Annotated in this window: 18 protein-coding genes and 1 riboswitch; of the genes, 12 read left to right on the forward strand and 6 right to left on the reverse strand. The window is 61.9% G+C overall.

Translation table 11 applies throughout. The features are described from left to right. The first annotated feature begins 84 nt into the window (after positions 1–84). The 4 genes from msbA (at position 85) to hldE (ending at position 4887) form a co-directional block, all read left to right on the forward strand. Positions 85–1887, forward strand: coding sequence for a lipid A export permease/ATP-binding protein MsbA (msbA, locus tag NH234_RS03325; protein WP_085732630.1), 1803 nt, complete (start codon positions 85–87; stop codon positions 1885–1887). Positions 1888–2051: 164 nt separating this feature from the next. Continuing rightward, positions 2052–2756, forward strand: a complete 705-nt coding sequence (locus tag NH234_RS03330; RefSeq protein WP_085732631.1) for a sulfotransferase family 2 domain-containing protein — start codon at positions 2052–2054, stop codon at positions 2754–2756. Continuing rightward, entirely contained in the window at positions 2749–3360 is a 612-nt protein-coding gene (cysC, locus tag NH234_RS03335) for an adenylyl-sulfate kinase (RefSeq protein ID WP_085732632.1), read from the forward strand. Before NH234_RS03330 ends, cysC begins: the two co-directional genes overlap by 8 nt. Before the next feature lie 102 nt (positions 3361–3462). Then, positions 3463–4887 carry a bifunctional D-glycero-beta-D-manno-heptose-7-phosphate kinase/D-glycero-beta-D-manno-heptose 1-phosphate adenylyltransferase HldE gene (gene hldE / locus NH234_RS03340; protein WP_085732633.1) on the forward strand — a complete coding sequence of 475 codons (1425 nt, stop codon included), beginning with the start codon at positions 3463–3465 and terminating at the stop codon, positions 4885–4887. Positions 4888–4954: 67 nt separating this feature from the next. Here hldE and NH234_RS03345 read toward each other — a convergent pair whose 3' ends face one another. From NH234_RS03345 to NH234_RS03360, 4 genes are all read right to left on the reverse strand, one after another. Then, on the reverse strand, positions 4955–5923 hold the full coding sequence (locus NH234_RS03345) for a metal ABC transporter ATPase (RefSeq protein ID WP_262159116.1): 969 nt from the start codon (positions 5921–5923) through the stop codon (positions 4955–4957). Positions 5924–5954: 31 nt separating this feature from the next. Beyond that, positions 5955–6767: an aldo/keto reductase gene (locus NH234_RS03350; protein WP_367255627.1), complete on the reverse strand. Its 813-nt coding sequence runs from the start codon at positions 6765–6767 to the stop codon at positions 5955–5957. Next, the gene (locus NH234_RS03355; protein WP_367255628.1) at positions 6764–7939 is read right to left on the reverse strand and encodes an NAD(P)/FAD-dependent oxidoreductase; all 1176 of its coding nucleotides are present in this window, start codon (positions 7937–7939) and stop codon (positions 6764–6766) included. The genes NH234_RS03350 and NH234_RS03355 overlap by 4 nt, the downstream gene beginning before the upstream one ends. 135 nt (positions 7940–8074) lie before the next feature. Beyond that, positions 8075–8407, reverse strand: coding sequence for a multidrug efflux SMR transporter (locus NH234_RS03360; protein WP_085732637.1), 333 nt, complete (start codon positions 8405–8407; stop codon positions 8075–8077). A gap of 102 nt (positions 8408–8509) precedes the next feature. Here NH234_RS03360 and NH234_RS03365 point away from each other — a divergent pair, with 102 nt between their 5' ends. Both NH234_RS03365 and waaA read left to right on the forward strand, forming a co-directional pair. After that, the gene (locus NH234_RS03365; protein ID WP_085732794.1) at positions 8510–9412 is read left to right on the forward strand and encodes a LysR family transcriptional regulator; all 903 of its coding nucleotides are present in this window, start codon (positions 8510–8512) and stop codon (positions 9410–9412) included. A gap of 11 nt (positions 9413–9423) precedes the next feature. Beyond that, complete coding sequence (gene waaA, locus NH234_RS03370) at positions 9424–10704, forward strand: lipid IV(A) 3-deoxy-D-manno-octulosonic acid transferase (RefSeq protein ID WP_367255629.1); 1281 nt, start codon at positions 9424–9426, stop codon at positions 10702–10704. A 29-nt stretch (positions 10705–10733) separates the two neighbouring features. On the opposite strand, the gene NH234_RS03375 is transcribed toward waaA, so the two are convergent. Continuing rightward, positions 10734–12167 carry a TolC family outer membrane protein gene (locus NH234_RS03375; RefSeq protein ID WP_085732639.1) on the reverse strand — a complete coding sequence of 478 codons (1434 nt, stop codon included), beginning with the start codon at positions 12165–12167 and terminating at the stop codon, positions 10734–10736. A gap of 205 nt (positions 12168–12372) precedes the next feature. Then, positions 12373–12478: riboswitch (TPP riboswitch) on the forward strand. Between the two features lie 146 nt (positions 12479–12624). On the opposite strand from NH234_RS03375, the gene thiC reads away from it, so the two are divergent. Further along, the gene (gene thiC, locus NH234_RS03380; protein WP_085732640.1) at positions 12625–14514 is read left to right on the forward strand and encodes a phosphomethylpyrimidine synthase ThiC; all 1890 of its coding nucleotides are present in this window, start codon (positions 12625–12627) and stop codon (positions 14512–14514) included. A gap of 78 nt (positions 14515–14592) precedes the next feature. Further along, positions 14593–15885: a putative hydroxymethylpyrimidine transporter CytX gene (gene cytX, locus NH234_RS03385; protein WP_367255630.1), complete on the forward strand. Its 1293-nt coding sequence runs from the start codon at positions 14593–14595 to the stop codon at positions 15883–15885. Here the strand turns inward: cytX and NH234_RS03390 are convergent. Continuing rightward, a complete protein-coding gene (locus NH234_RS03390; RefSeq protein ID WP_085732642.1) occupies positions 15854–16600 on the reverse strand; it encodes an RsiV family protein in 747 nt (248 codons plus the stop codon). The two genes, cytX and NH234_RS03390, sit on opposite strands and share 32 nt — an antisense overlap. A gap of 230 nt (positions 16601–16830) precedes the next feature. On the opposite strand from NH234_RS03390, the gene NH234_RS03395 reads away from it, so the two are divergent. The 4 genes from NH234_RS03395 (at position 16831) to NH234_RS03410 (ending at position 19528) form a co-directional block, all read left to right on the forward strand. Beyond that, a complete protein-coding gene (locus tag NH234_RS03395; protein ID WP_085732643.1) occupies positions 16831–17448 on the forward strand; it encodes an NUDIX domain-containing protein in 618 nt (205 codons plus the stop codon). Next, on the forward strand, positions 17439–17891 hold the full coding sequence (locus NH234_RS03400; protein WP_085732644.1) for a DUF1249 domain-containing protein: 453 nt from the start codon (positions 17439–17441) through the stop codon (positions 17889–17891). Before NH234_RS03395 ends, NH234_RS03400 begins: the two co-directional genes overlap by 10 nt. Before the next feature lie 116 nt (positions 17892–18007). Beyond that, on the forward strand, positions 18008–18823 hold the full coding sequence (cpdA, locus tag NH234_RS03405; protein WP_367255631.1) for a 3',5'-cyclic-AMP phosphodiesterase: 816 nt from the start codon (positions 18008–18010) through the stop codon (positions 18821–18823). Positions 18824–18919: 96 nt separating this feature from the next. Continuing rightward, on the forward strand, positions 18920–19528 hold the full coding sequence (locus NH234_RS03410) for a YqiA/YcfP family alpha/beta fold hydrolase (RefSeq protein WP_367255632.1): 609 nt from the start codon (positions 18920–18922) through the stop codon (positions 19526–19528). Positions 19529–19557 lie beyond the last annotated feature (29 nt).

The raw sequence follows: 19557 nt of genomic DNA on the forward strand, positions 1-19557 counted from the left end.
AACAATAACAGCCTTTGCCCGATTGCCAGAACCCTGAAGAAGCTGTGCTAAAGTCAGCGTCCTTTTTATCTACTTTCGCGTGATATGACCGACTCCAGTCCCGCCGCAAGCCCTTCGAGCTTGAAAATCTACTTCCGCCTGCTCGGCTACGTCCGGCCGTATGTCAGTCTGTTTCTGATCAGCATTGTTGGTTTTCTTATTTTCGCATCGACCCAGCCGATGCTCGGTTACATTCTCAAGTATTTCGTCGACGGTCTGTCCAATCCCGAGGCCGTGCTGTTTCCCACTGTGCCTTACCTGCGCGATCTGCAGCTTTTGCAGGCCGTACCGCTGCTGATCATCCTGATCGCTGCGTGGCAGGGCCTGGGGTCCTATCTGGGCAACTATTTCCTGGCCAAGGTTTCTCTGGGCCTGGTCCACGATCTACGGGTGCAGCTGTTCAACAACTTGCTGGTGCTGCCGAACCGATATTTCGACAAGCATAACTCCGGTCATCTGATTTCGCGTATCACCTTCAACGTGACCATGGTCACGGGGGCGGCAACAGATGCGATCAAGGTCGTAATCCGTGAAGGCATGACGGTGATCTTCCTGTTCGCCTCCTTGCTGTTCATGAACTGGAAGCTGACGCTGGTGATGGTCGCGATCCTGCCGCTGATCGCCGTGATGGTGCGTACCGCGAGCAAGAAATTCCGCAAGCAAAGCAAGAAGATCCAGTTGGCCATGGGCGACGTGACCCACGTTGCGTCGGAAACCATCCAGGGCTATCGCGTAGTGCGCAGCTTCGGCGGCGAAGCCTACGAAGAGAAACGCTTCCTCAATGCCAGCCAGAGCAATACCGACAAACAACTGCGAATGACCCGCACCGGCGCCATTTACACGCCGATGCTGCAACTGGTGATCTACACCGCCATGGCCGTGCTGATGTTCCTGGTGCTGTTCCTGCGCGGTGATGCCTCGGCGGGTGACATGGTGGCCTACATCACCCTGGCTGGCCTGCTGCCCAAACCGATTCGCCAGTTGTCCGAAGTCAGTTCGACCATCCAGAAAGGCGTTGCCGGTGCCGAAAGCATTTTCGAGCAACTGGACGTCGAGCCGGAAGTCGATACCGGCACGGTCGAGCGCGATTCGGTTACCGGTCGTCTCGAGGTGCGCAACCTGAGCTTCACCTACCCGGGCACCGAACGTCAGGTACTCGACAACATCAGCTTCTCGGCCGAACCGGGGCAGATGGTGGCGCTGGTGGGGCGTTCCGGCAGCGGCAAGTCGACGCTGGCCAACCTGATTCCGCGTTTCTATCACCACGACAAGGGCGAAATCCTGATCGACGGTGTAGAAGTCGAGCAGTACAAGTTGCTCAACCTGCGCCGCCACATCGCCCAGGTCACCCAGCACGTCACCCTGTTCAGCGACACCGTGGCCAACAACATTGCCTACGGCGACCTCGCTGGGGCTCCGCGTGAAGACATCGAGAAAGCTGCGCGTGATGCGTACGCGATGGATTTCATTGCGCAGTTGCCTGAAGGCCTGGACACCCAGGTCGGCGAGAACGGCGTGCTGCTTTCCGGCGGTCAGCGTCAGCGTCTGGCGATCGCCCGAGCCTTGCTCAAGAACGCGCCGTTGCTGATTCTCGACGAGGCTACCTCGGCACTCGACACCGAATCCGAGCGGCATATTCAGGCGGCGCTGGACCAGGTGATGAAGGGGCGCACCACGCTGGTTATCGCTCACCGGCTGTCGACTATCGAGAAGGCTGACTTGATTCTGGTCATGGATCAGGGCCGGATCGTCGAGCGCGGTACTCATGACGAACTGCTGGCGCAGAACGGCTACTACGCGCGCCTGAACGCCATGGGCCTCGACGCACCGGCCGAAGACATCGCCTGATCCCGCGTTGTGAACGCCGGGCGCGCAATGCGCCCGGCCATTTGTATCCGGATCTTTACCCTTCTTGACCAAACCTGCATAAAACCCGGCATCGCGCTTGTTAAGGTTCCTGAACGAATTTTGACTTCCAACGAAGGGGTTATCCCCGTCGCGCGGGTACTCTCATGCTGCAACGCTATCTGTGGAAACTGCTGCCCAAGCCGCAGCGGGCTTTTCTGCTTGGGCGCCTGTCGGTGGTCGACCGGCAAGTGGTGAACAAGTCGATGTCAGCCAACCTGAGCTTTCCCAAGGCTTTTGCGCAGCGTTCCTGTCTGTTCATTCATGTACCCAAATGCGCTGGCAGCAGTGTGTGTGCCGCGATGTTCGACGGCTGGCGCCCCGGCCATCTGCCGTTGTACTGGTATGAAGAGCAGTTTCCCGCGCAGTTTGCCGCTGCATACAAGTTTGCTTTCGTGCGTGATCCGCTGGAACGTGCTTATTCGGCATTTGCCTTTCTGCGCGGCAACGAACTGAGCGAGCGTGATCACGCAGCGCAGCAAATGGTCAGGCATTACCGCGACTTCAACGATTTTGTTGCGCGCTGGCTGCATGCCGACACCATTTCGCGACAATTGCACTTTGCCGCGCAAACCGACTTTCTTACCGATTCGCTGGGTCGCCTGGCGCTGGACTTCGTCGGCTATCAGGAGCATCTGGAGCGAGATTTTCGCCTGGTGTGCGAGCACCTGGGACTGACGAGTCAATTGCAGCACGTCAACGTTTCCCGGCAACGGCGTCCGTTGCCGGCACGTGATTTTTGCACGCAGCGCACGCGGCGCCTGGTACGGCGAGTCTATGAACGTGACTACGAGATGCTCGGCTATGAATGAAGCACTTTCGGTTTCCCTGCCACCTCCGGCCATCCGCCCCTATGCCTTGGCTCTTCCCGCCCAGGCCCGGGCCGAGCAGAAGTCGCAGCAACCGCGCTGCCTGTGGCTGACCGGGTTGTCCGGGGCCGGCAAATCGACGCTGGCCAACGCCCTGGAGTTGCATTTGCATCAGTTCGGGCTGCATACGTTCCTGCTCGATGGCGACAACTTGCGCAGCGGTCTTTGCCGCGATCTGGGGATGACCGAGGCTTGCCGGCGCGAGAATATCCGGCGCACCGCCGAAGTGGCGCGGTTGATGGTGGACGCCGGGTTGATCGTGATCGTGGCCGCCATTTCACCGTTTCGTGCCGAGCGGGATACGGCGCGCCGGTTGTTTGCCGAAGGGGATTTTATTGAAGTGCATGTCAGCACCTCGCTGGAGGTCTGCGCGCGACGCGACCCGAAGGGTTTGTATCGGGCGGCGCGGGAAGGGCGGATCAAGGACTTCACCGGGATCGACAGTCCGTACGAGGCGCCGCTGACGGCCGAGTGCCGGATCGATACCGATGAGGTCGAACTGGCCGATGCCTGCCATCGACTGGCGTCGTTTCTGTGCAAAAAATGAGCAAAAAACCCTGTCGTTTCATCCTGTTGCAGCCACCGCACAAGCCTTTGCCAACCCTGTGTTAATATCGCGCCCCTGTTCATTTTGTATGTGGGTTGCTCCATGAAGTTGTCCATGCCGCGATTCGATCAAGCCCCTGTCTTGGTGGTCGGCGATGTCATGCTCGACCGTTACTGGCATGGTGGTACCTCACGGATTTCCCCTGAGGCGCCGGTTCCGGTTGTAAAGGTCGAGCAAATTGAAGATCGCCCGGGCGGTGCCGCCAACGTTGCCTTGAACATTGCCGCGCTGGGTGCGCCGGCGTCGCTGGTCGGTGTGACCGGTGACGACGAGGCCGCCGACAGCCTGAGCAACAGTCTCAAGGGGGCGGGCGTGCGTGCCTTGTTCCAGCGCATCGCGCACCAGCCGACCATCGTCAAGCTGCGGGTCATGAGCCGGCACCAGCAATTGCTGCGTATCGACTTCGAAGAACCGTTCGCCACCGACGCCCTCGCGCTCGCCTCCCAGGTCGACGACCTGCTGGAAGGCATCAAGGTGCTGGTGCTGTCCGACTACGGCAAAGGTGCCCTGAAAAACCATCAGGCGCTGATCCAGGCCGCCCGTGCCAAAGGCATTCCGGTGCTGGCCGATCCGAAGGGCAAGGATTTTTCGATCTACCGTGGCGCGAGCCTGATCACCCCGAATCTCAGCGAGTTCGAAGCCATCGTCGGCGGTTGCGTCGACGAGCACGAACTGGTGGGCAAGGGCGCGAAACTGATGCACGACCTTGAGCTCGGCGCACTGCTGGTGACTCGCGGCGAGCACGGCATGACCTTGCTGCGTCCGGATCATCCGGCGCTGCACCTGCCGGCCCGGGCCCGTGAAGTGTTCGACGTGACCGGTGCCGGCGACACGGTGATTTCCACCCTGGCGGCCGCGATTGCCGCTGGTGAAGAACTGCCGCACGCGGTGGCGCTGGCCAACCTGGCGGCGGGCATCGTGGTCGGCAAACTGGGTACGGCGGCGATCAGCGCTCCGGAACTGCGTCGCGCCATTCAGCGCGAGGAAGGTTCCGAACGTGGCGTGCTGGGTCTTGAGCAACTGCTGCTGGCGGTGGCCGATGCCCGTGCACACAACGAGCGGATCGTGTTCACCAACGGCTGCTTCGACATCCTCCACGCCGGGCACGTGACCTACCTCGAGCAGGCGCGAGCGCAAGGCGACCGTCTGATCGTCGCGATCAACGACGATGCTTCGGTCAGCCGCCTGAAAGGCCCGGGCCGGCCGATCAACAGCGTCGATCGGCGCATGGCGGTTCTCGCCGGTCTCGGTGCGGTGGACTGGGTTATCAGCTTCGCCGAAGGCACCCCGGAAAACCTGCTGCGCGAGGTCAAGCCGGACGTATTGGTGAAGGGCGGTGACTATGGCATCGACCAGGTTGTCGGCGCCGACATCGTCAAAGCCTATGGCGGCACCGTGAAGGTGTTGGGGCTGGTGGAAAACAGCTCGACCACCGCGATTGTGGAAAAAATCCGCAAGTCCGAGTGATGCAAACATAAAGACCGCGTCTGCGATTGACTTTCTGGGGTCACTCGCAGACGCGGTCTTTTGCCGTTCAGGAGTTCACTTTCTTGCGCGGTACGATCTTCTTCAGAAGTTGTTTCGCCTTGCCGCGCAATCGCGCCAGCCCCGTGTCCTTGGGTGGCGGCGTCAAACCCTGTTGGCGCAGCCAGTCCTTCCAGCGAATCCGTTCATCTCGTACAAGCCAGCCGTCCTGTCGGGCGAAACTCTCGGCCAGATACAGGCCGCGAGTGCCCGCCGGGTATAACTGACCTTTCTTCAGCGTATACAGCTCAGGGAGCGGTTCGCCATCCTGCAATGGCATCAAGTACAGATCGGGGCGTTTGCGGTCGAGCCGGGCAACCAGTTGATCGCCTTCCAGCCGTTCATCGACATGGAACAGACTCAGGCTCTTGGCTTCCTTGGGCACGTCGAGGCGCAGGTCGTAAATCAATTGCAGGGACGCGGTCGGCAAGTGCACGTAGGCCCGTGGCCGTTCGAGCAATTGCAGATTGGCGCAGCGCACTGGCCGTGCCGAGCCGGACAACGGTGTCAGGCGAAAGGGCAGGGCCTCGCGATAATGCAGCGCCGAGGCGTACGGCGCCGGCAGCCAGGTGTCGTTGAAGCGCCCGCCGAGCCAGCCTTCCGGGGTTTCCAGCAGGCATTCTTCGGCAATCTCCTGGATCGCCGTGTGCAGCGGAATGTTCAGTTCATGGGCCGGCACGTAGCCGGAAATCAGCTTGAGCACGACGTCGCCGCGATCCTGCCGACGCTGGCGCACCAGCACCCAATAATCGCGATTCTGCCAGTGCAGGGTCAGACGTACCGAAACACCAAGGTTGGCCAGCTCCAGCGCAAAGCGCTCGGCGTCAGCCACGCTGACCGGTTTGCGCCGTTGCAAAGTCTGGGCGAAATTCAGCGGCATGCCGACGCTCTGATAGGTCAAGCCTTCGGGCGTCGCTTCGACGAACAGCGGCAGCGTCTTGAAGTTGCTCGGGTTCTTTCTGATGAGCGTACGCGGCATGTCGGCTCCTGCTTAAGGCCGCGGGGCGGCGTCAGTGACCACGAAGGACCTGGGCAACGGTCGCAACGTTATGGGCGAGGTGCAGCGGATTGATTGTCCCGACGATGGCACTGGCCACGCCGGGCTGGGCGAACAACAACTCGAAGCTGGCGCGCACCGGATCCACGCCGGGACTCAGGCACACGTGACCGCTGGCCAGAGCTTTTTTCACCAGAATGGCTTTGCCGTGGGCAGCAGCATAGTCAATGACCGCCTTCTCGTTTTGTTCGTTCAGATTGTAGGTGACCATCGCGCAGTCGCCTTGCTCCAGCGCTTTGAGTCCACCGTCGACGGTTTTGCCGGAGAAACCGAAGCCACGAATCTTGCCCTCGGCCTTGAGCGCCGCGAGGGTTGCGTAGACTTCGCTGTCGTTGAGGATCGCCAGGTCGTTGCCGTCGGAGTGCACCAGCACCAGGTCGATAAAATCGGTTTCAAGACGTTGCAGGCTGCGCTCCACCGACATCCGCGTGTGGGCGGCGCTGAAGTTGTGAGTCGACTGGCCATCGACAAACTCTTCGCCGACCTTGCTGACGATCACCCAGTCCTGACGCTCGCCACGCAACAACGGGCCGAGGCGTTCTTCGCTGCGGCCATAGGCCGGCGCGGTGTCGATCAGGTTGATCCCCAGCTCCCGCGCCTGCTTGAGCAGCATCCGCGCGGCGTCGTCGTCGGGGATCTGAAAACCGTTGGGGTATTTCACGCCCTGGTCGCGGCCAAGCTTGACGGTGCCCAGGCCCAGTGGGGAAACCAGCAGGCCGAGACTTCCCAACGGGCGATGCAGATCGTGCAGGGTCGGCAGGCTCATGGCAGCAGTTGCTCCCAGGCCGGAACGCCCATCGGTGGTTTCGGCAGCTCGGGCAGCGGAGCCGGGTGGCCCGGCTGGATGCCATCGCGTGCCAGGGACGCAATCACCCTGTCAGCGAAGTCCGGCGCCAGGGCGAGTTTGGTTGGCCAGCCGACCAGCAGGCGACCTTCCTCGGCGAGGAACGCGTTGTCCGGGCGAGTCAGGCCGGTTTGCAGCGGTTCGGCGCGGTCGACGCGCAGGGTCGCCCATTGCACGTTGCTCAGGTCGATCCACGGCAACAACTGTGCGATTTCCTTTTGCGCAGTGGCGATCTGCTCGGCCGGCTCACGGGCCACGCCTTCGGATTCGGCAATGTCGCCGCCCAGATACCAGACCCACTGGCCGTCAGCGGCCGGGTGAGTGGTTACGGTGATGCGCGGCTTGGTGCCGCCACCGAGGCAGTGAGCGTACAGCGGCTTCAGTCCTGGGCCCTTGGCGATGATCATGTGCAGCGGCCGGCGTTGCATGGCCGGATGGGTCAGGCCGAGAGCTTCCAGCAACGCTGCGGTACCGGCACCGGCGCTGAGCACGATGCGCTGGGCGCGGATCTCACGACCGTCGACCTTCAGGCCGACCAGCACGCCGCTTTCCAGCAGCGGCTCGATGTTCTGGCCGGCCAGCAAGCCGTCACCGGCGAGGTCGGCAAGACGCTGGATCACGCTCGGTACGTCGACCACCAGTTCGGCGAGGCGGTAGACCTTGCCCTTGAAGCGTTTGTCTTGCAGGGCTGGTGGCAATTGATCGCCCTTGACCTGATCGACCCGGCCGCGCACCGCTTTGCTGGCGAAAAAACTGGTGAGGTTGCCGGCCAGGGTGCCCGGTGACCACAGGTAATGGGCTTCGGACAGCAGGCGCACGCCGCTCAGGTCCAGTTCGCCGTTGCCGGCCAGGGCTTCACGCCAGCGGCGCGGCATGTCGGCGATGGCTTCCGAGGCACCAGTCAGCGCACCGTGCAGCGCGTACTTGGCGCCGCCGTGGATGATGCCCTGGGACTTCACACTCTGCCCGCCGCCGAGGCTGGCGCTTTCCACCAGCACGGTCGAGAAACCCTGGCGACGCAGGCGCGCGTTCAGCCAGAGACCGGCGACGCCAGCGCCGACAATCAGCACGTCGGTGGAAATGGGAGATGGCATGCAACGACCTCAGTGTTCAAGACGAGGGCGCAGTATACAGACTCGGGGAAAAGGGGATTTGTCGATGATCAACAGAGGGAAGGTACCCGCCACTGTGGGAGCACACTGGCTCCCACAGAAATCTGGATCGGCTTATCAGTGCCCGGCCGTTTTCGAGAACAGCTGGATCACCACCACGCCGAGCACGATCAGCGCCATACCGAGCATCGCCGGCACGTCCAGCTTTTGCCCATAGATGAACAGCGCGGCGACGCTGACCATCACGATGCCCATACCGGCCCACACCGCGTAGGCCACGCCCACCGGCACGCTGCGCACCACCAGCGTCAGCATCCAGAACGCGATGGCGTAGCCGACGATGACCAGCACCAAGGGCAGAGGCGTGCTGATGCCCTTGACGGCTTTCATCGAAACGGTGGCGATCACTTCGGCGCAAATGGCGATGGCCAGATAGACGTAGGCGTTCATGTTCAAATCCTCGTGTGAAGCGTTGCTTTCTGAGGCGGCATTCTAGTGACTACCCGGATGGGGTAAAGTCATTACCTATCTGTATATGAGATGGGTTGGCCGATGAGCATGCAATGGAATCTGGATCAGTTACGCGTCTTCGTCGCGGTCGCCGAACAGCGCTCGTTCTCCGCCGTGGCGCGCGAGCAACGCAAGGCGCAGTCGGCGATCAGCAGCGCGATTGCCATGTTGGAGGACGATCTCGGTGTCAGTCTGTTCGAGCGTAGCAGCGGTCGTCAGCCGAGTCTTACCGAAGCGGGTGCAGCCTTGCTCGAAGAGGCGCGAGAAGTGCTGCGTCAGTGCGAGCGCCTGAACGGCCGGGCCATGGCAATGTTGCGCGGTCAGGAGGCGCAATTACGGGTGGCCCAGGATGAGGCGATGCCTTATCAGGCACTGGTGGAAAGCTTCGGTGCGTTGGCCGAGCAGTTTCCAAGTCTGGAGGTGCAACTGACCAGCGCGGCCCAGGGCGAGGTTTCGCGCAAACTGGTGGAGCGCCGGGCCGATCTCGGGCTGCTGTTCTATCACGATGAAATCCCCGAAGCGCTGGAACGCCGGGTGCTGGGCAGCGTGGAAATGGTCACGGTCTGCGGCGTCAATCATCCGCTGGCGGCGCAGTCCCGGGTCAACTGCCAGCAGCTTGCGCAACATCGGCAACTGCTGATGTCGACCCAGACCAGCGTCTACCCCGGCAGTGAACCGGCCAGCCCTCAGGTGTGGCGCGCCGACAGTTTCTACGTGATGGCTGAATGGCTGGTTCGCGATCTCGGCTGGGCCTGGCTGCCGCGCCACGTGGTGCAGTACTCGGCATATCAAGGCCTGATGGTGGAACTCGACAGCGAATGGACACCGCCGGCGCTGGTGGTGGAGCTGGTCTGGCGCCGCGACGAACCGCTGGGGCCGGCGGCGCGTTGGCTGGCGGAGCGATTTGCCATACACCTGCGGGCGATCGGCGGCAAAAGCCGATAAACTCCGCCGCCATGAATAGAACTCTCTATACCGCGCTGTTTTACCTGGGGCTGCCATTGGTGGCGATTCGGCTATGGCTGCGTTCGCGCAAGGCACCGGCGTATGCCAAGCGGATTGGCGAACGTTTCTCCTACGGCATGCCGACTCTGCAGCCCGGAGGCATCTGGGTTCACGCCGTGTCGGTGGGCGAAAGCATCGCGGCCGCGCCGATGATTCGCGCGCTGCTGCAACGTTATCCAACGCTTCCGATCACCGTGACTTGCATGACGCCGACCGGTTCGGAGCGTATTCACGCGCTGTTCGCCAACGAGTCGCGCATCCAGCATTGCTACCTGCCTTACGATTTGCCCTGCGCCGCGGCGCGTTTTCTCGACCGCGTGCAGCCGAAACTGGCGGTGATCATGGAAACCGAACTCTGGCCCAACCACATTCACCAATGCGCCAAGCGCGGGATTCCGGTGGCGCTGGCCAACGGACGCCTGTCCGAGCGTTCGGCCAAAGGTTACGGTCGGTTCAGCAAGCTGACTGCGCCGATGCTCGCCGAGATGAGCCTGTTCGCCGTGCAGACCGAAGCCGAAGCCCGGCGCTTCCGCGATCTCGGTGCGCGCCCGGAGACGGTCGAAGTCACCGGCTCGATCAAGTTCGACCTGACCATCGACCCGCAGCTGTTGCAACGCGCCGCTGAACTGCGCAGCCAATGGCAGGCGCAGGAGCGTCCGGTGTGGATCGCCGCCAGCACCCATGAAGGCGAAGACGAGGTGGTGCTCAATGCCCATCGCCGCTTGCTGGCCAACCATCCCGATGCGTTGCTGATTCTGGTGCCTCGCCATCCTGAACGTTTCAACTCGGTGTTCGAACTGTGCCAGCGAGAAGGTTTCGCCACGGTGCGTCGTTCGACCGGCGCCAACGTCGATGCCACAACCTCGGTGCTGCTCGGCGACACCATGGGCGAGTTGCTGTTTCTCTATGCTCTGGCCGACAGCGCATTCGTCGGCGGCAGCCTGGTGCCCAACGGCGGCCACAACCTTCTTGAACCGGCAGCGCTGGCAAAACCGGTGATCAGCGGCCCGCACCTGTTCAACTTCCTCGATATCGCCGCCCAACTGCGCAGCGCCGGAGCCTTGGCCGAAGTGGATGACGCCGAAGGTCTGGCGACAGAAGTGCAGCGGTTGTTCGAATTGCCACGGGATGCGCAGCGCATGGCGGAAGCCGGGCTGAGCGTGATGCGCCGCAATCAGGGCGCGTTGCAGCGCTTGCTTGATGGACTGGGAAGGCTGATCGACCGCCCATAAAAAACGCAGCCTCAGGGCTGCGTTTTTGTTTAAGGCCGGGCCTTGAGCTGGGCTTCGGCGGCCTTGGCCAGATCCGGCGGCAGGAAGTCCTTGTCCGGGTTGTAGTCGGCTTTCAGATAACGGGTCAGGTCCTGCAGGTCACCCGGGTTCAACGTCCCCGCCGCCTGCTTCAGGCGCAGATTGTCGAGGATGTAGTCGTAGCGGGTGTTGTTGTAGTTGCGCACCGAGGTGTAGAGCTGACGCTGGGCGTCGAGCACGTCGACGATGTTGCGCGTACCTACCTGATAACCGATTTCCGTGGCTTCCACCGCGCTCTGGTTGGAGATGATCGACTGCCGGCGCGCCTGCACCTGTTCGACGTCGGTGTTCACCGCGCGGTGCAGGTTGCGGGTGTTTTCCACGATCTGCCGGCGCAGGCTTTCGCGCTGCTGCTCGCTCTGATCCAGTTGCGCGTAAGACTGGCGCACCTGGGAGCTGGTCAGCCCGCCGCTGTAGATCGGGATGTTCAGTTGCAGGCCCACGGTGCTCTGTTCGACGTTGCCGTGATACGGCGTGCCGAAGGCGCTCGGGTTGGAGAAGCCGAGAGCGTCGTTGTCGCCTTTTTCGTATTTGGCCACGGCGTCGAGGGTCGGCAGGTGGCCGGCCTTGCGCTGTTTCAAGGTCTGTTCGGCGGAACTCACCGCAAAGTTGCTGGCCAGCAGATTGAGGTTCTGTTTCGCGGCAGTATCGACCCAGGCCTTGGCGTCGTTCGGCGCCGGCGGCAGGATCGGCAGGGTGTGGACAATGCCCTGAATCGAGTTGTACTGGCGGTTGGTCAGGGTGATCAGCGCTTCGAACGCATCATCGACCTGACGCTGGGCAACGATCCGGTTGGCCCGGGCGGTGTCGTAACTGGCTTGCGATTGCAGCACGTCTGTCTTGTCCGACAGGCCCACGTCGAAGCGCTCGTTGGACTGGTCGAGCTGGCGCTTGAACGCCGCTTCTTCAGCCTTGGTCGAGGCCAGGTTGTCCTGGCTGCGCAGCACGTTGAAATAGCTTTCGGCCGATTGCAGGATCAGGTTCTGCTCGGTGGCCGAGAGTTGCAGCGCGGCCTGCTCGTTGACGTCCTTGGCAGCCTGGTACTGGAACCAGCGATCGGCGCGGAACAGCGGCTGCGCCAGCGTCGCCTGATAGGAGTGCGCGCTGCGGTTGGCGATGGCCGAGGGCTGGTCGATCGAGGTGCGCACGGCGGCGGTTTCGGCACCGCCGGAGAGGTTCGGCAGCAGCCCGGCGCGGGCCTGTGGCACGACTTCTTTCTGGGCACCGTACTGGGCGCGGGCGGCGGCCAGATCGGCGTTGTTGTCGACCGCTTCCTGATAGACGCTGACCAGATCGGTCTTGGTCGACAAGGGCGCTTCTGCTGCCCAGACCATTGCGTTGGACGCACAAGACACGGCAACAGCCAGTGAGAGTTTGCGCAGCATGAGGCGATCCCTAGCAAAATATTATGGAAATAATCCGGGCGCCAAAGGTAAGGCGCAAGCCCCGTAGCGTCAAGGCGCAGCGGGGCAAGGCGAGTGTAGTTGCGCATTGAGCCGGTCACAATCCTGCAAACACCCGCAATTGCGCCATTCATCATGGTGTTTGCCACGGTGTTGGCGTTCTTTGCCGGTTGTGTCTAGACTGGCCGGGTTCTTGTCGGGGTGCCTTGCTATGAGGCTGAGATCGAATAATTTCGGATCCCGTTGAACCTGATCAGGTTAGCGCCTGCGTAGGGAACAAGATTTCTCGTCACCCGGCGAGTCCTCTTGTGCTTCGTCCGGGAAATTGTTCGACAATCGAACGCTCGACGACGATGCACAGCACCAGTTCTGGTGCGTCCGTGCCTTTCAGGTTCTGCTCCGACAATCCACTGCCTGGATGCTGTCTGGAGAGCCCGTGATGACTACAAAATCTAAAAACGCGATCAACCTGAGTGACTCGGCCAAGGTCGACGAGCAGTCGGTTCAACCGTTCACCCGTTCGCAAAAAGTCTACGTTCAGGGCTCCCGCCCGGACATCCGCGTGCCGATGCGCGAAATCACCCTCGATGTGACCCCGACCGACTTCGGCGGCGAAATCAACGCGCCCGTTACCGTCTACGACACCTCAGGCCCGTACACCGATCCGAACGTGGTGATCGACGTACGCAAAGGTCTGGGCGATGTGCGTTCGGCGTGGATCGAAGACCGTGGCGACACCGAGCGTCTGCCAGGCCTGAGTTCGAATTTCGGTCAGGAACGCTTGGCCGATCCAGAGCTGACCAAGCTGCGCTTCGCCCACGTCAACAACCCGCGCCGCGCCAAGGCCGGGGCCAATGTCAGCCAGATGCACTACGCCCGCCAAGGCATCATCACCGCCGAGATGGAATACGTCGCCATCCGCGAAAACATGAAGCTGCAAGAGGCCCGGGCTGCCGGCCTGCTGAACCAGCAACACGCCGGCCACAGTTTTGGCGCGAGCATCCCGAAAGAAATCACTCCTGAATTCGTGCGTGAAGAAATCGCCCGTGGCCGCGCGATCATCCCGGCCAACATCAACCACGTCGAACTGGAACCGATGATCATCGGCCGCAATTTCCTGGTGAAGATCAACGGCAACATCGGCAACAGTGCGCTGGGTTCGTCCATCGAAGAAGAAGTGGCGAAACTGACCTGGGGCATTCGCTGGGGTTCGGACACTGTCATGGACTTGTCCACCGGCAAGCACATTCACGAAACCCGCGAGTGGATCATCCGTAACTCGCCAGTGCCGATCGGCACCGTGCCGATTTATCAGGCACTGGAAAAAGTTAACGGCGTCGCTGAAGACCTGACCTGGGAGCTGTTCCGCGACACGCTGATCGAACAGGCGGAGCAGGGCGTCGACTACTTCACCATCCACGCCGGCGTGCTGCTTCGCTACGTGCCGCTGACCGCCAAGCGCGTGACCGGCATCGTTTCCCGTGGTGGTTCGATCATGGCCAAGTGGTGCCTGGCGCACCACAAAGAGAACTTCCTCTATACCCACTTCGACGAAATCTGCGAAATCATGAAGGCCTACGACGTCAGCTTTTCGCTGGGCGACGGCCTGCGTCCGGGCTCGATTGCCGACGCCAACGACGAAGCGCAATTCGGCGAACTGGAAACCCTCGGCGAGCTGACCAAGATCGCCTGGAAGCACGACGTGCAGTGCATGATCGAAGGCCCGGGCCACGTGCCGATGCAGTTGATCAAAGAGAACATGGACAAGCAGCTGGAGTGCTGCGACGAGGCGCCGTTCTACACCCTCGGCCCGCTGACCACCGACATCGCACCGGGTTATGACCACATCACCTCGGGTATCGGTGCGGCGATGATCGGCTGGTTCGGTTGCGCGATGCTCTGCTACGTGACGCCGAAGGAACACCTGGGCCTGCCCAACAAGGATGACGTGAAGACCGGGATCATCACCTACAAGATCGCCGCCCACGCAGCGGACCTGGCCAAGGGGCATCCCGGCGCACAGATCCGCGACAACGCCTTGAGCAAGGCGCGGTTCGAATTCCGTTGGGAAGACCAGTTCAACCTCGGTCTGGACCCGGACACCGCCCGTTCGTATCACGATGAAACCCTGCCGAAGGACTCGGCGAAGGTCGCGCATTTCTGTTCGATGTGCGGGCCGAAATTCTGCTCGATGAAGATCACTCAGGAAGTCCGCGAATACGCGGCCAACCAGCGGATTGACGCGGTCGACGTGGACGTCGCCCAGGGTCTGGCGGAACAGGCCGAGCGGTTCAGGAAGGAAGGCAGTCAGCTGTACAAGAAGGTTTGATCTGACCTGATTCCGGCGGCGTTCGCGCCGCCGCGATGACGATCGAAAAACAACAAATGTCCCTCTGAGATAACACCCTTGAGCATTCAACCCGGTACTTATTCTCCCGACCTCGCCGTGCCCGCCGACAAGCGTGTATTCGGCGGTCGTGATCTGTTTTCCCTGTGGTTTTCCCTCGGCATCGGCCTGATGGTTTTGCAGACCGGTGCATTGCTGGCGCCGGGGCTGGGCCTGTCGGGATCACTGCTGGCGATCTTCCTCGGCACCCTGGTCGGCGTCCTGCTGTTGGCCGCTGTTGGCGTGATCGGCAGTGACACCGGCCTGTCGTCGATGGCCGCGCTGAAACTCAGCCTCGGCCGCCAGGGCGCGAGCTTGCCGGCGCTGCTCAACCTGCTGCAACTGATCGGTTGGGGGGCGTTCGAAATCATCGTCATGCGCGACGCCGCCAGCCTGCTCGGCACCCGCGCGTTCAGCGAAGGTTCGCTGTGGGCCAGCCCGATGTTGTGGACGTTGTGCTTCGGTGCACTGGCGACGCTGCTCGCCGTCAGCGGTCCGCTGACATTCGTGCGCAAGATCCTGCGCAAATGGGGCATCTGGTTGATTTTGGCCGCGTGCATCTGGCTGACCTGGAACCTGTTCGCCAAGGCTGATCTGAGCGCCTTGTGGGCACAGGCCGGGGATGGTTCGATGCCGTTCGCCGTGGGCTTCGACATTGCCATCGCGATGCCGCTGTCGTGGCTGCCGCTTATTGCCGACTACTCGCGTTTCGGCAAGAAGGCGAAGAATGTGTTCGGCGGTACGGCGACCGGTTTTTTCATCGGCAACTTCTGGCTGATGAGCCTGGGGGTCGCCTATACCCTGGCCTTCGCGCCGAGCGGTGAAGTCAACGCGCTGCTGCTGGCACTGGCCGGTGCAGGCCTCGGGATTCCGCTGTTGCTGATTCTGCTGGACGAGTCGGAAAACGCCTTTGCCGACATTCACTCGGCGGCGGTGTCCAGCGGGATTCTGCTACGTCTGAAAGTCGAGCATCTGGCCTTGGCCATCGGTGTGATCTGCACCCTGATCGCGCTGCTCGCGCCTTTGGCGCAGTACCAGAATTTCCTGCTGCTGATCGGCTCGGTGTTCGCGCCGCTGTTCGGCGTGGTGCTGGTGGAACACTTCATCCTGCGCAAGCGCAGTGGCCAGGTCGCTTCGGCCGCATTGCGCTGGCCGGCGCTGTTGGCCTGGCTGGGTGGCATCAGCACTTACCACCTGCTGGCCAACCTGTATCCGGATGTCGGCGCAACCCTGCCGGCGCTGGTCCTGGCAGGGTTGCTGCAACTCGTGCTGGGCCGGGCCTTCAGTTACGGCCGGGAAACAGCTCGGGCTTGATGATACCGTTCAGGCGCGGGTAAGGGATCTTCAGTTCGACGTGGCCCAGCGCATAAGGCGCGATGGTGGTCACGTCGTACTTGAGGATCACGCCGCCGTAAGTCAGCGCCACGTGCGGGGTTTTGACGAACGGCCAGTTCTTCACATATTCCGGTTCCTGATCGAGCTTGGTGCTGATCAGCCAGCTGTTATGCGCCACTTGCGCAGCCTTCCAGAACGCTTCCTCCTGCCCCGGCACCAACATGTCCGACAGGCTCAGCACTTTGTGCTGCTGGCGCGAATAGTTGATGAAACCACGGCCCGGCGTACCATGGGCGCCGCCGGTGTCCAGGTAGCTCGACACTTCGACAATCACCAGACCGTCATGCTGCTCGCGTACTTTCGCCTGCAAATAGCTGCTGTTGCGCGGGCCGGCCGTGCGCAGGAACTGCTCGCGATAGGCCGCCAGGGTTGGCGCCACCGGTGCGTTCGGCTCGGTGCGGGTGAATTGCAGCAGGCGTTTTTCGATGATGCCGTCCAGCGCAGGCTCGGCCGGGAAGTGCAGGGTGTCGATGTTCACCAGCGGGCAGTCCGGGTTGGAGCAACCGGGTTTCAGGGTTTCCGAGGCGTCGCGGGTGGCTTCCAGCGGCGTGCGGTAGTTGGGCTGGAACAGGCTGGCGCAGGCGCCCAGGGTCAGGGCGATGGCCGCCACGGAGGCGATTTTGAAAAGCGACATGGGCGTCCTTTCTGAAACAGGGGAAGGCAAAAAGTTACCGCTTCGACTCTCTACGAAGCGGTCAGTTCGCCACTAAGCTAATTAGAGTGGGTTTCGCCTCCACCGTCCATCCCGCTGACGGTAAAGGGGCTGCATCAAACATCGCGGGCGCGTTAGGATGGCGCGAAGTCGAGGTTGCCCGTCACAAAAAACGCAGCCTCGTATTGGAATTGCAGTAAACGAGGATGCCCATGACCGATCTTGCCAAAGCCACTCCCGCCGCCATCGATATCGTGCGCCGCGAACAATGCTACAAGGGCTTCTACAAGCTCGACCGTGTGCATTTGCGCCATGAATTGTTCGCGGGTGGCATGAGCCGCGAAATCGACCGTGAAGTGTTCGTGCGACACGACGCCGTGTGCCTGCTGCCTTACGATCCGCAGCGCGATGAAGTGGTGCTGATCGAGCAGTTTCGCGTCGGCGCCATGGGCAAGACCGCCAATCCCTGGCTGGTCGAGCTGGTCGCCGGTCTGATCGACAAGGAAGAGGTGCCGGAAGAAGTTGCTCGCCGCGAAGCGCAGGAGGAAGCTGGACTCGACATCAAGGCGTTGTGGCCGATGATGCAATATTTCCCGTCGCCGGGGGGCAGCAACGAGTTCGTGCATTTGTATCTGGGGCGTTGCAGCACCGAAGGCGTTGGCGGCCTGCATGGGCTGGAGGAAGAGGCAGAAGATATCCGCGTCACGGTCTGGGCATTCGAGGATGCGCTGCAGGCCGTACGCGACGGTCGGATTGCCAATGCACCGGGCATCATTGCCTTGCAGTGGCTGGCGCTCAATCGCGCCGAAGTGAGGGGGCTATGGTCGTAAACAAACTGCGCGATCGTTATCGTGTCGACCTTGTGGGCCTGCAAGCCGCCTGCGAGGCCAACTACGCGCGCCTGATGCGACTGTTGCCGGACATGCGCCGCGACCCCGAAGCACGGCGTATCGCCGTGACCCAGGGCGACCAGATGCTCGGAGTGCTGGCCATCGAAGTGTTGCAGACCTGCCCGTACACCACGACCCTGCAAGTGCGTCAGGAACACAGCCTGCCATGGCTGCCGGTGCCGCAACTGGAAGTGCAGGTCTATCACGACGCGCGCATGGCCGAAGTCATCAGCGCCGAACATGCGCGACGCTTTCGCGGCGTCTATCCTTACCCCAATGCGGCCATGCACCAGCCGGACGAAAAGGCCCAGCTCAATCTGTTCCTCGGGGAGTGGCTGAGTCATTGCCTGGCCTGCGGTCACGAGTACGCCGCCGTTCGATAGTTTCTATTACAGCGGCAAGTTGTGAACTGCGTCCGGTTCGGCGGTTTCTTCCCGGGGACTTCCCCCAGCATAATTGCGAACCTTTCCGACCCGGCGTCCAGCCCTGGGAGAACGCCTTGCCGAGCGTATCGACTCTGACCACTGCCGATGCGGCGTTGCTGGTGCAACTGTCCGACAGTCATCTGTTCGCCGAGGCGGACGGTGCGCTGTTAGGCATGAAAACTCGCGAGAGCCTGCAAAAAGTCATCGAACTGGTGCTCGAACAGCAGCCGCAGATCGACCTGATCGTCGCCAGCGGTGATCTGTCCCAGGACGGCACGCTGGAGTCCTACCAGCAATTTCGTCAGATGACGGCGCAGATCGATGCCCCCGCGCGCTGGATCCCTGGCAATCACGACGAACCGCAGATCATGCAAATGGCGGCGGTGCAGAGCGCGCTGCTGGAAACGGTGGTGGATGTCGGCAACTGGCGCGTGACCCTGCTCGACTCGGCGGTGCCGGGTTCGGTGCCGGGGTATTTGCAGGATGACCAACTGCAATTGCTGGCCCGCTCGTTGAGCGAGGCGCCGGATCGGCATCACCTGGTGTGTTTCCACCATCACCCGGTGTCGATCGGTTGTGCATGGATGGAGCCGATCGGCTTGCGCAATCCCGAAGCGTTCTTTGACGTGCTTGACCGCTTCCCGCAGGCCCGGGCCGTGTTGTGGGGGCATGTGCATCAGGAGATCGACCGCGAGCGCAATGGCGTGCGGCTGATCGCTTCGCCGTCGACCTGCATTCAGTTCGAGCCGGGCAGCGAGGATTTCAAGGTCGGAGAGCAGGCGCCGGGCTATCGCTGGTTGCGGTTGCTGCCGGACGGGCGGATCGAGACGGGCGTGGAGCGTGTCACCGATTTCCAGTTCACGGTCGATTACGGCTCCAACGGCTACTGATTCAGGGGCGCGGCGCTGATTTCCTCGGGTGCTGGCCCAACGACCCTCGACTCCCTGTAAACTCCGCTTTCTTTAGCCGACACCCAGGGAGCTCAAATGTCCGGTTCGATCCTCTATATCCACGGTTTCAACAGCGCGCCGGCCTCGAAGAAGGCCTGTCAGCTGGTCGAGGTGATGGAGCGGCTGGGTTTGAGCGATCAACTGCGTGTCCCGGCGTTGCATCACCACCCGCGTGAAGCCATCGGTCAGCTGGAGCAGGCAATCGCCGAACTCGGCCGGCCCTTGCTGGTGGGAAGCTCGCTCGGCGGCTACTATGCGACTCACCTGGCCGAGCGCCATGGCCTGAAAGCCCTGCTGGTCAACCCGGCCGTCAGTCCGCACCGGATGTTCGACGGATACCTGGGGACGCAGAAGAACCTGTACACCGACGAAACCTGGGAATTGACCCACGACCACGTAACGGCCCTGGCCGAACTGGAAGTGCCGGCGCCGCAGGATTCGCAGCGGTATCAGGTGTGGTTGCAGACCGGGGACGAAACGCTGGACTATCGCCATGCCCAGCAGTATTACCGGGCCTGTGCCTTGCGCATTCAGGCCGGCGGCGACCATGGTTTCCAGGGGTTTGCCGGGCAGTTGCCGGCGTTGCTGAGTTTTGCCGGTATTGGCGCCGATTTGTTTCAGGCAATCGATTTCACCGCGCTGTGAGCGGTTGCCCCCTTAATTTTCTTATTCAC

Source organism: Pseudomonas sp. stari2 (assembly GCF_040760005.1).
Lineage (GTDB): Bacteria > Pseudomonadota > Gammaproteobacteria > Pseudomonadales > Pseudomonadaceae > Aquipseudomonas.